This is a genomic window from Pseudooceanicola atlanticus (assembly GCF_000768315.1).
In the GTDB taxonomy this organism is placed as follows: Bacteria; Pseudomonadota; Alphaproteobacteria; order Rhodobacterales; family Rhodobacteraceae; genus Pseudooceanicola; species Pseudooceanicola atlanticus.
Map to the genome: position 1 here is coordinate 95,896 of NZ_AQQX01000011.1, position 15,032 is coordinate 110,927.

Consider the following 15,032-nt stretch of genomic DNA (forward strand, 5'->3'; position numbering starts at 1 on the left):
GAAAAATATTCATCTAGATCATGGGGAAGCCCTCCGGTGAATATTGCGGCATCTTGCGAACGTTCCTGTTTCGTTCCATGTTTGCGCCCATGTCCAGGCCCGACCTTCGCGATTCCCGACCCGATCAGCAGATCGACCCGCAGCAGCGGCGCGGGCGCGGGGCCGTGTCCAACCGCTCCGGCCGGTTCGAGGCGCAGGACCGGCTGACCGAATCCGACGGCTGGGACATGGAAGAGGACCTGCCCCAGATCCGCACCGAGGTCCGGGAGGAGGTCGCGCGCAGCTTCATCACCTACAACAAGTCCCCCGATCTGCCCTTCGACCGGTCGATCAATCCCTATCGCGGCTGCGAACATGGCTGCATCTACTGCTTTGCCCGGCCGACCCATGCCTATCTGGGCCTCTCGCCGGGGCTCGACTTCGAAACCCGGCTGACGGCCCGGATCAACGGGGCCGAGGTGCTTGAAAAGGAATTGCGGGCCCGCAAGTACCGCGTCGCGCCGATTGCCATCGGCACCAATACCGACCCGTATCAGCCGGTCGAACATGATCGCGGGATCACCCGCGCCTGTCTCGAGGTGCTGCGCGATTATCGCCATCCCGTGGCGATCGTGACCAAGGGGGCGGGCATCCTCCGCGATCTCGACATCCTGTCTGACATGGCCGGGCAGGGGCTCTGTTCCGTCGGTATCTCCGTCACCACGCTCGATCCGGCGCTGTCCCGTAGGATGGAGCCGCGGGTGCCCGGCCCGGCCAAGCGGCTCCAGGTGATCCGCGCCCTGTCAGAGGCCGGCATCCCCGTGCGCATCATGACCTCGCCCATCGTGCCCGGTCTCACCGATACCGAGGTCGAGGCGCTGCTCGAGGCGGGGCGTGAGGCCGGGGCCCGCGCCGCGTCCTGGATCATGCTGCGCCTGCCGCTGGAAGTCGCGCCGTTGGTCGAGGAATGGCTGCGCACCCACGTCCCCGACCGGGCCGACAAGGTGCTGAACCGGCTCAGGGAAATGCATGGCGGGCAGCTTTACGATGCGCAGTGGGGCCGCCGCATGCGCGGAGAGGGCGTCTATGCCAAGATGATCGGTGCCCGCTTCGACCATGCCGCCCGACGGCTGGGGTTCGAAACGCAAAGCATCCCATTACGAACCGATTTGTTCGCTTATCCCATTCGAAAGGGCGATCAGCTTTCCCTTTTCTGACATTTTCACCGTGAACCTGTCAGCCTATAGCGCACCGAAAAAAACCGCAGGCACAACCAAGCCGCCGGCATCGGACGACCGACAGCCTTCCTTGCGGGTCAGATCGGCAGGCGCGTGGATTGGGATCCGCGTTCGCGATAGGGGGTGGTGTTGTACTGCGTCCGGTAGCATTTCGAAAAATGCGAGGGCGAAGAGAACCCGCAGGCCAGCGCCACATTGATGACGCTCATATCGGTCTGCATCAGCAGGTTGCGCGCCTTCTGCAACCGCAGCTCCATGTAATAGCGCTTGGGCGAGCGGTTCAGATAGCGGCGGAACAGCCGCTCCAGCTGGCGGGTCGACATGCCGACATCGCGGGCCAGGATGGCGGGCGAAATCGGTTCCTCGATATTCTGCTCCATCATCTGGATCACGAGGCTCAGCTTGGGATGGCGCACGCCGATCCGGGTCGGCACCGACAACCTCTGCGTGTCCTGGTCCGTCCGGATCGAGGAATAGATCAGCTGGTCGGCGACCGAATTGGCCAGGTCCTCGCCCTGCTTGTCGGCGATCAGTTTCAACATCAGGTCGATGGATGCCGTGCCGCCGGCCGTGGTCATCCGCCCGTTATCCAGGGTGAAGACCGACTTGGTCAGGTTCACGTCCTCGAAGGCTTCCGAGAAACTGTCCTGGTTCTCCCAGTGGATGGTGGCGCGCTTGCCGTCCAGCAGGCCCGCGCGTGCCATCGTGTAGGATGCGGTGCACAGCCCGCCGATCGCCAGCCCGCGCCGTGCCTCGCGTCGCAGCCAGTTCAGCAGGGGTTTCGTCGTGGCGCTCTGGATGTCCAGCCCGCCACAGATCAGGATCGTATCCTCGCGCCGCAGCTCTCCCAGGGGCGCATCCGTGGCAAAGGTCGTGCCGGCGGAGCAACTCACCATGCCGCCGCCCTCGCTTTGCAGCTCCCATGTGAAAATGGTCCGCGCGGACATGCGGTTGGCGATGCGCAGGCACTCGACGGCCGATGCGAATGACAACAGAGAGAAATTGTCCAACAGGACAAACACAAAATGCGACGCTTTGTCGGTCAATGTGATGGCCCCCGAGCTCCTGGTTCCGAGAATTGAAAGACGTTGTCACGGTGTTTGAGCGACCGCAAGTGTCGTTTATGACCCGCTGCGTGAAACACTGTTGCCGCAACCGGGCAATTGGCGGTAGCGCTCACCGCCAGCCTTGTCTATAACCCCGCGCACATTGAATCCTGGCGGAGGAGCCAAAGATGACCGGATGGAGCAAAAGCAGCTGGCGCAGCAAACCGCGGATCCAGATGCCCGATTATCCCGATCAGGCAGCCCTTGAGGCCGTCGAGTCGAAGCTGTCCAAGTATCCGCCGCTGGTCTTTGCCGGTGAGGCCCGCCGCCTGAAAGAGGCGCTCGGCCAGGCCGGGCGTGGCGAGGCGTTCCTGCTCCAGGGCGGCGATTGCGCCGAAGCCTTCGACCAGTTCTCGGCCGACGGCATCCGCGACACATTCAAGGTGATGCTGCAGATGGCCATGGTGCTGACCTTCGGCGCCAAGGTGCCGGTGGTCAAGGTCGGCCGCATGGCCGGCCAGTTCGCCAAGCCGCGGTCCTCCGACACCGAAACCATGGATGGGGTGGAACTGCCCTCCTACCGCGGTGACATCATCAACGATCTGGACTTCACGCCCGAGGCGCGGATCCCCGATCCCGCCAAGATGCTGCAAGCGTACACCCAGGCCGCGGCCACGCTGAACCTGCTGCGCGCCTTCTCCACCGGCGGTTATGCCGATGTGAACGAGGTGCACCGCTGGACCCTCGGCTTCACCGAGTCGGACGAGGCCGAACGCTTCCGCGACATGGCCAACCGGATCACCGACACGCTGGACTTCATCCGCGCCGCCGGTGTGAACGCCGAGCGTCAGCACACCCTGCGTCAGGTGGATTTCTACACCTCGCACGAGGCCCTGCTGCTGGAATACGAAGAGGCGCTCTGCCGTGTCGATTCCACCACCGGCCGCTGGCTGGCGGGGTCGGGCCACATGATCTGGATCGGCGACCGGACGCGTCAGCCCGACGGTGCCCATGTGGAATTCGCCTCCGGCGTCCAGAACCCGATCGGCCTGAAATGCGGCCCCTCGATGACCGCCGAGGATCTCAAGGTCCTGATGGCCAAGCTGAACCCCCAGAACGAGATGGGCCGCCTGACCCTGATCGCGCGGTTCGGGGCCGGCAAGGTTGCGGAAAACCTGCCGCGCCTGATCGACACCGTGCGCTCCGAAGGGGCCAATGTGGTCTGGGTCTGCGACCCGATGCACGGCAACACGGTCAAGTCGAATTCCGGCTACAAGACCCGTCCCTTCGACGCGGTCCTGCGCGAAGTGCAGGAGTTCTTCGGGGTGCACCGGGCCGAGGGCACGATCCCCGGCGGCGTGCATTTCGAGATGACCGGCCTCGATGTGACCGAATGCGTCGGCGGCGTGAAAGAGGTGACCTACGAAGACCTCAAGGACCGCTACCACACCGCCTGCGACCCGCGCCTGAACGCGTCGCAATCGCTGGAACTGGCCTTCCTCGTCGCCGAGGAGCTGACCCAGCTGCGTGAAAGCCGGCTGGTCGCCAACGGCTGACGCCCGACTGACGGAAAACACAAAAGGCGCCGTAGGTTACGGCGCCTTTTTTGTGTCCCGGGTGAAGGCGGGGAAGGCCCCCGATCACTCCTCGGTATCGGTGCGCACCAGCCGCAGGTAAGGCTTCGGGCCGGGTTCGAAACGGGTCTGGTCCTCCGACAGACCCAGCCGGGTCCGGCGCGGCTTGCCCTTGCGTTTCGTGGGCGCCTCGACCTCCGGCATGTCGTCGTCTTCCTCGTCATCCGGCGCGGTCTCGATCCCTTCGCGGATCCGGGCATCGCCCAGCAGCGGGGTGACCTCCTGGTTCAGCAATTCGAAGCGCCGCGGCGCCCGTCCGATGGCGCCATAAGTGCACAGGCAGCCCAGCACGCGGCTGATATCGCCCAGGTCGCTCTTCAGCGGCAACAGGATCATCCGTGCCTCCATCTCGGGCTTGCCGAGGCTGCGTTCGGCACGCAGCACCAACTCGACCTTGGACGGGCCGGAAAACGCCTCTTCCAGCGCATCCCCGATGGCGTTGCGGGAACTGGATGCGAACAGCGCCGACAACGGCATGCCCCGCACCTCCATCCCCATCAGGTCGGTCAGATGCGACCCGGCGATCCGCAGCCGCGCCAGGGTGGGGGCGATCCGTTCCAGGATGAAGGCATATTCCAGCGCTCGTTCGATGCCCCTCGGGTCGATATCCGACCGCCGGGGCACCAGCCGCCCGGCGCGGAGGGCTTCCCAATAGGCGTCGACCTCGCGCAGAGGCTGATACCGGTTGGCAGAGGCGAATTGGGACATTGTGACGACCTTCTGGTCCGAATGAGGGTCCGTGGGCATGATGAGGGTCCTGTATGGGCTATCTTTCGCACCAGGCGCGCCCGTCCTGCCCCCGCAGACTTTAACGCTCTAATGCATGTCGGTTACTCAAGTATGAATATGCCACATTCTCGCCCCATTCGCTGCGAATTTTCAGGAAATGGTTAACGCTCAAGAGAACAAGGCTGTTTCCAATGGGCGCGTTGCCTGGCCCCGGTCCGCGTGAAAGAATGTGGTAACCAGAATCCCCGGGATTCATGACCAAAAAGAGGCAGGCAGATGCATCACTCCATGACCGGATTCGCCGCGGGCCAGGGTAGCAAGGGGCCCCATAGCTGGAGCTGGGACCTCCGCTCCGTCAATGCCAAGGGGCTCGATATCCGGATCCGCGTGCCCGACTGGCTGACCGGGCTCGAGTCGCAGCTGAAGTCGCGCCTGACCGAGGCCGTCGCCCGCGGCAATGTCACCCTCGGCCTGCGGATCACCCGCGAGGACAGCCATGGCGGGCTGGCCCTGAACACCCATGTGCTGGACCAGGTGATGAACGCCCTGACGGCGGTCGAGGATACGGCGATGCAGCGTGGCGTCTCGCTCGCGCCCTCGACTCCGACCGACATCCTGGCCATGCGGGGCGTGCTCGAAACCGCTGTGGAAGAGGACGACGTGGAGGCGCTGACTGCCACGCTGCTGGCCGATTTCGCGCCTGTGCTGGACAGCTTCCTGGCCATGCGCGCCGGCGAGGGCAGGGCGCTCTGTGATCTGCTCATGGGCCATCTCGACCGGATCGAGGCGCTGGTGGGCGAGGCGACCGAACTGCTCGACACCCGCCGCGCCGACATGCAGGCCGCGCTTCACGCCGCGCTGGCCCGCGTGAAGGAGGCCGAGATCCAGGCCGACGAACAGCGCCTCGCCCAGGAGCTTGCCCTGATCGCCGTGAAGGCCGACGTCACCGAAGAGCTTGACCGCCTCACCGCCCATGTCGCCGCCGGCCGCGCGCTGTTGCAGGATGACGGCCCGGCCGGTCGCAAGCTCGATTTCCTGTCCCAGGAATTCAACCGTGAGGCGAACACCCTCTGTTCCAAATCCCAGCACAAGGGCCTGACAGCCATCGGGCTGGAGCTGAAGGCGGTGATCGAACAGATGCGCGAACAGGTCCAGAACCTGGAATAACCCCACCCGACCCATAGGCGCGCCTGCGGCGCACAGGATTTGATTTTGCTCACGCCGCAAGGGCGCTCAAGGGCGCTGCCCTTGAGAATCCCGGGATATTTGTCGGCCAGATGAATAGGGGTGCTACGCCCCCGCTTCATCTTGCCAGAAATACTCCGGGGTGAGGCCGCAGGCCGAGGGGCAGCGCCCCTCTGACACGGCAGAATGCTTTCCCAAACCCGACATTTTTGTTGATACCCAACTGATACAGTGACTTAGCTATATTCCGCGCAAGGCACCCCGTCGCCCATCGGCTTGCCCTGCGGCCAAAAACCTGCAAATTCCCGGTCAAGTGACACAGTAACGCGACGCCCGCGGATCGGAGGGGGCCATGGCCCAGACACAGACCCAGACCAACCGCCGCGGATTGCTGATCATCCTGTCCTCGCCTTCGGGCGCGGGGAAGTCGACCCTGGCCAAGCGGCTGCGGGAATGGGATCCCAGCATCAGCTTCTCGGTATCCGCCACCACCCGCGCGCCGCGTCCCGGAGAGGTCGATGGCCGCGATTATCACTTCCTGTCGGAAGAGGAATTCAAGTCCCAGGTCGCGCAATCGGGCATGCTGGAACATGCCCATGTGTTCGGCAATTTCTACGGCTCCCCCAAGGCCGCCGTGCAGGAGGCGATCGATGCCGGGCAGGACGTTCTGTTCGACATCGACTGGCAGGGGGCGCAGCAGATCCGCAATTCATCGCTGGGTCAGCACACCTTGTCGATCTTCCTGCTGCCGCCCTCGATCACCGAATTGCATCGCCGGTTGAACGAACGCGCCCAGGACAGCGCAGAGGTCATCGCCAAGCGCATGCAGAAAAGCTGGGACGAGATAAGCCATTGGGATGCCTATGATTTCGTCCTGATCAACGACGATCTGGACGCGACCGAGCAAAAGCTGCGCGCGATCCTCACCGCGTCCCGCCTGCGGCGCACCCAGCAGCCACGCCTGACCGACCACGTCCTGAAACTTCATTCGGAATTCGAGGAGAGCCAATGACCCTGTACGCGCTTGACGGCCACGCGCCAGAAACCCCCGAGGATGGCGACTTCTGGGTCGCCCCCGACGCCAATGTCATCGGCAAGGTCGTGCTGGAAAGCGGCGCCTCGGTCTGGTTCGGCTCAACCCTGCGGGGCGACAACGAACCCATCGTGATCGGGCGGGGCTCCAACGTGCAGGAAAACACGGTGATGCACACCGATATGGGCTGTCCGCTGACCGTGGGCGAGAATTGCACGATCGGTCACAAAGCGATGCTGCATGGCTGCACGATCGGGGACAATTCGCTGATCGGCATGGGGGCCACGATCCTCAACAACGCCGTCATCGGCAAGAATTGCCTGATCGGCGCCGGTGCGCTGGTCACCGAAGGCAAGGTGATCCCCGACAATTCCATGGTGCTGGGCAGCCCCGGCAAGGTGGTCAAGGAGCTGGGGCCGGAATGGGAACAGCGCCTCGCCGCCTCTGCCCTGAGCTACCAGAACAACATGCGCCGCTTTCGGGACGGTCTGAAACCGCTCTGACCGTCCGAGGACCCCACCGATGACCGAAGCCTTCCTGAGCCAGCTTCTGCAGGCCATACCGCTGCCCGCGGTGCTGATCGGGCGGGGCGAACGCATCCTGGCTGCCAATAGCGGTGCCCGCACCATGCTGGGCCATGCCATCATCGGGCGCCATTTCATCACCGCGATCCGCCATCCGGCCGTGCTGGACGCGGTCGAGGGATGCCTGCGCGACCACCAGGTCCGCCGTACCCGCCACCTGACCAGCGAGGCCGGGCGCGATCTGACCTATGAGGTCACGGCCTCTCATATCGACACCGGCGCGGGGGAGGGTGTGCTGCTCTGTTTCGAGGATGTCACCTCGCTCGAACAGGTGGGGCAGATGCGGCGGGATTTCGTCGCCAATGTCAGCCATGAATTGCGCACGCCGCTGACCGCGCTGATCGGCTTCATCGAAACCCTGCGCGGCCCGGCCCGGCGGGACGAAGCCGCCCAGGACCGGTTCCTCGGCATCATGGAGCGCGAGGCGCATCGCATGGAACGGCTGGTGCGCGATCTGCTGTCGCTCAGCCGGGTCGAGGCCGAGGAACGGGTGCGCCCGACCGACCGGGTCGACGTGGCGGCGATTCTCGGATCGGTACTGCGGGCGCTGGAACCGGTCGCCGCGGAATCGGATGTGTCGCTGGTGCAGACCGGACCCACCGAAGACGTCCGCGTGCTGGGCGACGAGGATCAGCTGCGCCAGGTCATGACCAACCTGGCCGAGAACGCGATCAAATATGGCGGCAAGGGCAAGCAGGTCCGGGTCGAGGTCACGACCTCCGAAGATGTCGCCGCCCTGCGCGGCCCGGGGGTCGAGATCGCCTTCCACGACCAGGGGCCGGGGATCGACCTCGTTCACATTCCGCGACTCACCGAACGCTTCTACCGCGTCGACAGTCACAGATCGCGGGAAATGGGCGGGACCGGGCTGGGCCTGGCCATCGTTAAGCATATTGTTACACGGCACCGCGGAAGATTGCGCATCCTGTCCGAACCGGGGCAGGGGTCGTGTTTCGTGATCAGCCTGCCGATGCAGTAACGCCTGCATAGCTCTGGAAATATTAGGAAAAATCCCTAAAAGGCCGTGCGCAATTGCGCGACGGCAATCCTTTGCGTCGCCCGTCACCCTGGCGCCCTGCCGGAAATCGCGACCAGGCTGACGACACGTCAAAGGCCACTGTCATGAAACCGTTACAAAACGTTCACAAAAGCATAGCAGCGCCCCAATAGGAGGCACAGTGAGGTCACCGGGGATGGTGGCCAGCACACAAATCCAGGAGCAATCCATGTCCGTGATGAAACTGACCGCCTCTGCCGTGGCGATCGCTGCCGTTTCCGCAACCGCCGCTGCCGCCCGTGACAACGTTCAGGTCGCCGGGTCCTCCACCGTTCTGCCCTACGCCTCCATCGTGGCCGAGCTGTTCGGCGAAAACACCGACTACCCGACCCCGGTCGTCGAATCCGGCGGCTCCTCCGCTGGCCTGAAGCGCTTCTGCGAAGGCGTCGGCGAAAACACCATCGACGTGGCGAACGCCTCCCGCGCGATCCGCGAAAAAGAGATCAAGGCCTGTGCCGAAAACGGCGTGACCGACATCATCGAAGTCCGCATCGGCTATGACGGGATCGTCTTTGCATCCCAGCAATCCGGCCCGGCCTTCACCGCGTTCCAGCCCTCCGACATCTTCAATGCCATCGGCGCCAAGGTGCTGGTTGACGGCGAAATCGTCGACAACCCCTACAACAGCTGGTCCGAGTTCAACGGCGACCTGCCGGATGCCGAAATCGCGATGTTCATCCCGGGCACCAAGCACGGCACCCGTGAAGTCTTCGAAGACAAGGTCCTGCTGGAAGGCTGCGAAGCCACCGGCGCGATGGAAGCCATGATGTCCGCAGGCATGTCCGAAGACGACGCCGAAGACGCCTGCCTCGACGTGCGTCAGGACGGCAAGTCGGTCGACATCGACGGCGACTACACCGAAACCCTGGCCCGTATCGACGCCAACACCAACGGCATCGGCGTGTTCGGCCTGGCGTTCTACGAGAACAACACCGACAAGCTGAAAGTGGCGACCATGGGCGGCATCTCCCCGTCCACCGAAACCATCGCGTCCGGCGAATACCCGGTGTCGCGCCCGCTGTTCTTCTACGTCAAGAAAGCACATATCGGCGTGATCCCCGGCCTGAAGGACTACGCCCAGTTCTTCGTCGCTGACGAAATCGCAGGCCCCGGCGGCCCGCTGTCCAACTACGGCCTGGTGGCCGATCCGGAACTGGCCGACACCCAGGCGGCCGTGTCCAACGAAGAGACCATGGGCTCGGGCATGTAATTCAGCCTGACCGGAAGGAGGCGGCATATTCAGCCGCCTCCTTTTCCTTTTTGGTAATTTCTCGAAACGAAGGACAGGAACAATGCCGATTTTGTGGCTTGTTCTGATCGTGCTCGCGCTAGGGGCGGTCGGATACATATTGGGCAGGCAGCGCGCCATGGCCTCCGCGGGGGGCGACGCCCGCCACCTGCATTCGCTGCCGTCCTACTACGGCTCCAATGTCGCGATCAAAGCCGTCGTTCCGGCGCTGGTGCTGATGGTGATCTGGTTGCTGGTCCAGCCGGTCTACATCAACACCCACGTCTCCGGGATGCTGTCGGAAACGGCGATCCCCGACAACTCCTCGCGCGGACTGGTCATGTCCGAAGTGCGCCGCACCGCCGAAGGTCTGAGCAACGCGGTCAACCAGGGCCTCATGACCGAGGAATTCGCCACCAGCGCCCGCGCGGACATGGCCGATGTCACCCAGCGTCTGAAGGATGCGGGCCAGATCGTCACCTCCGAAGTGACCCAGCCGATCATGCGCGCCGCGCAGGAATACCGGGTCCTGTCCTCCAGCCTGCAGCTGTACATGTCCATCGCGGTGATCCTTCTGGCGCTGCTCGGCGCGGCCTGGGGCCTGCGCGAGTCGCAAAAGGATTTCCGCGCCCGCAACACCGTCGAATTCAGCGTGCGGATGCTGCTGATCGGGGCCGCGTCCATCGCGATCCTGACGACGCTGGGCATCGTGTTGTCGCTGGTCTTCAACACGATCGAGTTCTTCCGCCTCTACCCGGCGGCCGATTTCTTCTTCGGCCTGAACTGGGCGCCCAGCTTCTCGGGTCGCGGCGGGTCGTCCGACCTCGGCGTGCTGCCGCTGCTCTGGGGCACGCTCTACATCTCCATCGTGGCGCTGGCCGTTGCGGTGCCGATCGGGCTCTTCGCCGCGATCTACCTGTCGGAATATGCCAGCTCCCGCGTGCGGTCGGTCGCCAAGCCGATGCTCGAGGTGCTGGCCGGCATCCCCACTATCGTCTACGGCCTGTTCGCGCTGCTGACGGTGGGGCCGATGCTGCTGAAGGTCTTCGGCGACGAAGGGCTGGGCATCATGCAGGCGGGCACCGCCGTGATGACCGCGGGCCTCGTCATGGGCATCATGCTGATCCCCTTCGTCAGCTCGCTGTCCGATGACATCATCAACGCCGTGCCGCAATCCATGCGCGACGGGTCCTATGGCCTGGGTGCGACCAAGTCCGAAACGATCAAGCAGGTGGTCATGCCGGCCGCGCTGCCGGGCATCGTCGGCGCCGTCCTGCTGGCCGCGTCCCGCGCCATCGGCGAGACGATGATCGTGGTGCTGGGGGCAGGGGCCGCGGCCCGGCTGTCGCTCAACCCGTTCGAAGCGATGACCACCGTCACCGCCAAGATCGTGTCGCAGCTGACCGGCGACGCCGATTTCGCCTCGCCCGAGGCGCTCGTTGCCTTCGCCCTGGGGATGACGCTCTTCGTCATCACGCTCGGGCTCAACATCTTCGCGCTCTTCATCGTGCGCAAATACCGGGAGCAGTACGAATGACCGACGCAGCCACCAACCCCGGCGCGGCGACCCCTCGCAAATCGTCCCTGCTGACGCTCGACGACCGCACCCGCCGCCGCAATGCCAGCGAGGCCCGCTTCAAGGCCTACGGCATCACCGCCATCGCCGTCGCGCTCTTCTTCCTGATCGTGCTGCTGTTCTCGATCCTGCGCTCGGGTCTGCCCGCCTACACCACCACGGTGGCGGACGTGGAATTCACCGTGACCCAGGCCCAGTACGAAGAGGCGGAAAGCCAGCTCTTCAAGACCAAGGCCTACGAGCAGCTGTTCATCGCCCAGCTGCAGGACCAGCTGACCGAAAGCGGCATGCAGGTCGAGTTCGACGCCGCCGCGATCGAACGGATCATGGGCAAGGTCGGCGGCAATATCCGCGAATTCTACCAGGCCAACCCCGATCAACTGGGCCAGCCGGTCAGCTTCGAGCTGTCGTCGTCCTCCCGCGTGGACGGCTATTACAAGGGCCGCGTGACCCGCGAGGGGCTGCAGGAAAGCCGCTTCCTCCAGCTCAGCGACCTCGACCTCGTGGACGCCCTGGCCGAGGCCGGGATCATCCGCCAGGCCTTCAACTGGAACTTCATCACCGGCGCCGACTCGGGCGTGGACAACCCCGGCGGGGCCGGCATCGGCGCCTCCGTGGTGGGCTCCTTCTTCATGATGCTGGTGGTGCTCTTCCTGGCGCTGCCCATCGGGGTCGCGGCCTCCATCTACCTCGAGGAATTCGCGCCCAAGAACCGCTGGACCGACCTGATCGAGGTGAATATCTCGAACCTCGCCGCCGTGCCGTCGATCGTCTTCGGTATCCTCGGCCTTGCCGTCTTCATCCAGTTCATGCACCTGCCGCAATCCGCGCCGCTGGTCGGTGGCCTGGTGCTGACGCTGATGACCCTGCCGACGATCATCATCTCGACCCGTGCCTCGCTCAAGGCGGTGCCGCCGTCGATCCGTGATGCGGCGCTCGGGGTCGGGGCCTCCAAGATGCAGGCGGTCTTCCACCACGTGCTGCCGCTGGCCATGCCCGGCATCCTGACCGGCACCATCATCGGCCTGGCCCAGGCGCTCGGCGAAACCGCGCCGCTGCTGCTGATCGGCATGGTCGGCTTCGTCGCCCGCGGCTATCCCGATGGCATCGCCGCCGGCTTTGTCGATCCGAACTCGGCCATGCCCGCACAAATCTACACATGGGCGGCCCGCGCCGATGTGGCCTTCTACGAAAAGGCCTGGGGCGGCATCATCATCCTGCTGCTGTTCCTCATGACCATGAACATCATCGCAATCATTCTGCGTCGACGCTTCGAGCGCCGGTGGTAAGAAGGAGTTAGACCCATGTACGACGCACCCGCATCGGAGCAGAAAGTGACCCAGAATACGACCAAGATCGCCGCACACAAGGTGCAGGTCTTCTACGGTGACACCCACGCCATCAAGGACGTGGACGTCCAGATCGAAGACAAGACCGTGACCGCCTTCATCGGCCCTTCGGGCTGCGGCAAGTCCACCTTCCTGCGCTGCCTCAACCGGATGAACGACACCATCGACATCTGCCGTGTCGAGGGCGACATCCTGCTGGACGGCGAAGACATCTACGACGCCAAGGTCGACCCGGTGCAGCTGCGCGCCAAGGTCGGGATGGTGTTCCAGAAACCCAACCCGTTCCCCAAGTCGATCTACGACAACATCGCCTACGGCCCCCGGATCCACGGCCTGGCCAAGAACAAGGCCGACCTCGACGAGATCGTGGAAAAATCCTTGCGCCGCGGGGCGATATGGGATGAAGTTAAGGATCGACTTCATGCGCCCGGCACCGGCCTGTCCGGTGGTCAGCAGCAGCGTCTGTGCATCGCCCGCGCCGTGGCCACCGAACCCGAAGTGCTGCTGATGGACGAACCCTGTTCGGCGCTCGACCCGATCGCCACCGGCCAGGTCGAGGAACTGATCGACGAACTGCGCGAGAATTACAGCGTGGTCATCGTGACCCACTCCATGCAGCAGGCCGCACGGGTCAGCCAGAAGACCGCCTTCTTCCACCTGGGCAACCTCGTGGAATACGGCGAGACCGGCCAGATCTTCACCAACCCGGTCGACAAGCGCACCGAAAGCTACATCACCGGCCGTATCGGCTAAGCCCATTCCCAGGGGCACACCGCCCACGGAGGACATAATGACTGACCAGCATATCGCCTCGGCCTTCGACCGCGACCTCGAAGGCATCCAGGCCAAGATCATGAAGATGGGTGGCCTCGTCGAGGCCGCGATCCTCGACGCCGCGCAGTCGCTCGAGACCCGCGACGAGGAACTGGCCGAGAAGGTCAGGGTAGGGGACAAGGCCATCGACGAACTCGAAGAGATGATCAACGAGGACGCCGCCCGCCTGATTGCCCTGCGCGCGCCCACGGCGGGAGACCTGCGCCTCGTCCTGACGGTGATGAAGATCTCCGCCAACCTCGAACGCATCGGCGACTACGCCAAGAACATGGCCAAGCGCACCTCGATCCTCGCCAACATGAGCCCGATCAACGGCTCCCAGGCCGCGCTGCGCCGCATGGCGCGCGAGGTGAACGAGATGCTCAAGGACGCGCTCGACAGCTACATCCAGCGCGACGTGACCAAGGCGCAGGACGTCATCCACCGCGACGCGGATGTCGACCAGATGTACAATGCGCTGTTCCGCGAATTCCTGACCTTCATGATGGAAGACCCGCGCAACATCACGGCCTGCATGCATCTGCATTTCATGGCCAAGAACACCGAACGGATGGGCGACCACGTGACGTCCATCGCCGAACAGGTGATCTACCTCGTCACCGGCGACACGCCGGAAGAAGACCGGACCAAGCAGGACAAGACATCGACCGACACGTCGCTGTCTCCTCAGGCGTCCTAAGCGGAATGAAGAGAAATGCCTGATCAACCCACCGTCCTGGTGGTCGAAGACGAACCTGCTCAGCGCGAGGTTCTGGCCTACAACCTGGAAGCCGAGGGATTCCAGGTCTCCCGCGCTGAAAACGGCGAAGAAGCCCTGATGCTCGTCAACGAAGCCGCACCCGATATCATCGTGCTCGACTGGATGTTGCCGAATGTTTCCGGGATCGAGGTCTGCCGTCAGCTCAAGATGCGCGCCGAAACCCGTGGCGTGCCGATCATCATGCTCTCGGCCCGATCGGAAGAGGTCGACCGGGTGAGGGGGCTGGAAACCGGGGCCGACGATTACGTCGTCAAACCCTATTCCGTGATCGAGCTGATGGCCCGTGTCCGCGCCCAGCTGCGCCGCACGCGGCCCGCCACCGTCGGCGAGCGCCTGGAATACGAGGACATCATCCTCGACAGCGAAACCCACCGAGTGACGCGCGAAGGCAACGTGCTGAAGCTGGGTCCGACCGAATTCCGGCTGCTCACGACCTTCATGGAAAAACCGGGCCGCGTCTGGTCGCGCGAACAGCTTCTCGATCGCGTCTGGGGCCGCGACATCTATGTCGATACCCGGACCGTCGACGTGCATATCGGACGGCTCCGCAAGGCGCTGTGCCAGTACGGCGGCAACGACCCGCTGCGCACGGTCCGCGGCGCGGGCTACGCGCTCGGCTGAGGTTTTGCACGGGTGTTGCGGGCCGGGCCACGCAACGGCCCGGCGCACCGACGCAATACCGACGTGATACCGACGCAGTACCGATGCCCGGATTCCGGGTTTTTCGACCGGTGGGGCAGCTCTGCACATGATGGCTCAAGGGTCGTTGCGACAGTTTCCTCTATCTCAGTTTCATCATC

At 64.2% G+C, this 15,032-nt stretch carries 14 protein-coding genes; 12 read left to right on the forward strand and 2 right to left on the reverse strand.

Going from position 1 to position 15,032, the window contains the following annotated elements:
• Positions 1-89: 89 nt before the first annotated feature.
• Positions 90-1,196, forward strand: a complete 1,107-nt coding sequence (locus tag ATO9_RS18405) for a PA0069 family radical SAM protein (RefSeq protein WP_156127910.1) — start codon at positions 90-92, stop codon at positions 1,194-1,196.
• Positions 1,197-1,294: 98 nt separating this feature from the next.
• Here the strand turns inward: ATO9_RS18405 and ATO9_RS18410 are convergent, their stop codons facing one another.
• Positions 1,295-2,296 (reverse strand): GlxA family transcriptional regulator, encoded by a 1,002-nt coding sequence (locus tag ATO9_RS18410; RefSeq protein WP_052418456.1) that lies wholly within the window; start codon positions 2,294-2,296, stop codon positions 1,295-1,297.
• 155 nt (positions 2,297-2,451) lie between these two features.
• Here ATO9_RS18410 and ATO9_RS18415 point away from each other — a divergent pair, with 155 nt between their 5' ends.
• Complete coding sequence (locus ATO9_RS18415) at positions 2,452-3,819, forward strand: class II 3-deoxy-7-phosphoheptulonate synthase (RefSeq protein WP_043752875.1); 1,368 nt, start codon at positions 2,452-2,454, stop codon at positions 3,817-3,819.
• 84 nt (positions 3,820-3,903) lie between these two features.
• Here the strand turns inward: ATO9_RS18415 and ATO9_RS18420 are convergent, their stop codons facing one another.
• The gene (locus tag ATO9_RS18420) at positions 3,904-4,644 is read right to left on the reverse strand and encodes a PAS domain-containing protein (protein ID WP_043752878.1); all 741 of its coding nucleotides are present in this window, start codon (positions 4,642-4,644) and stop codon (positions 3,904-3,906) included.
• Between the two features lie 270 nt (positions 4,645-4,914).
• On the opposite strand from ATO9_RS18420, the gene ATO9_RS18425 reads away from it, so the two are divergent.
• The 10 genes from ATO9_RS18425 to phoB all read left to right on the forward strand — a co-directional run bounded on the left by ATO9_RS18425 (position 4,915) and on the right by phoB (position 14,853).
• A complete protein-coding gene (locus ATO9_RS18425) occupies positions 4,915-5,793 on the forward strand; it encodes a YicC/YloC family endoribonuclease (RefSeq protein ID WP_238318805.1) in 879 nt (292 codons plus the stop codon).
• A gap of 370 nt (positions 5,794-6,163) precedes the next feature.
• The gene (gmk, locus tag ATO9_RS18430; protein WP_043752884.1) at positions 6,164-6,823 is read left to right on the forward strand and encodes a guanylate kinase; all 660 of its coding nucleotides are present in this window, start codon (positions 6,164-6,166) and stop codon (positions 6,821-6,823) included.
• Entirely contained in the window at positions 6,820-7,347 is a 528-nt protein-coding gene (locus tag ATO9_RS18435) for a gamma carbonic anhydrase family protein (protein WP_043752887.1), read from the forward strand. The genes gmk and ATO9_RS18435 overlap by 4 nt, the downstream gene beginning before the upstream one ends.
• A gap of 19 nt (positions 7,348-7,366) precedes the next feature.
• Positions 7,367-8,407 (forward strand): ATP-binding protein, encoded by a 1,041-nt coding sequence (locus ATO9_RS18440; RefSeq protein ID WP_043752890.1) that lies wholly within the window; start codon positions 7,367-7,369, stop codon positions 8,405-8,407.
• A 247-nt stretch (positions 8,408-8,654) separates the two neighbouring features.
• A complete protein-coding gene (locus tag ATO9_RS18445; protein WP_043752894.1) occupies positions 8,655-9,695 on the forward strand; it encodes a substrate-binding domain-containing protein in 1,041 nt (346 codons plus the stop codon).
• Between the two features lie 82 nt (positions 9,696-9,777).
• Complete coding sequence (pstC, locus tag ATO9_RS18450) at positions 9,778-11,250, forward strand: phosphate ABC transporter permease subunit PstC (protein WP_043752897.1); 1,473 nt, start codon at positions 9,778-9,780, stop codon at positions 11,248-11,250.
• Entirely contained in the window at positions 11,247-12,578 is a 1,332-nt protein-coding gene (gene pstA / locus ATO9_RS18455; RefSeq protein WP_043752900.1) for a phosphate ABC transporter permease PstA, read from the forward strand. Before pstC ends, pstA begins: the two co-directional genes overlap by 4 nt.
• Before the next feature lie 15 nt (positions 12,579-12,593).
• Positions 12,594-13,391, forward strand: coding sequence for a phosphate ABC transporter ATP-binding protein PstB (gene pstB / locus ATO9_RS18460; protein ID WP_043752902.1), 798 nt, complete (start codon positions 12,594-12,596; stop codon positions 13,389-13,391).
• A gap of 37 nt (positions 13,392-13,428) precedes the next feature.
• Complete coding sequence (gene phoU, locus ATO9_RS18465; RefSeq protein ID WP_043752905.1) at positions 13,429-14,151, forward strand: phosphate signaling complex protein PhoU; 723 nt, start codon at positions 13,429-13,431, stop codon at positions 14,149-14,151.
• Between the two features lie 15 nt (positions 14,152-14,166).
• Positions 14,167-14,853, forward strand: coding sequence for a phosphate regulon transcriptional regulator PhoB (phoB, locus tag ATO9_RS18470; protein WP_043752907.1), 687 nt, complete (start codon positions 14,167-14,169; stop codon positions 14,851-14,853).
• Positions 14,854-15,032: the final 179 nt, after the last annotated feature.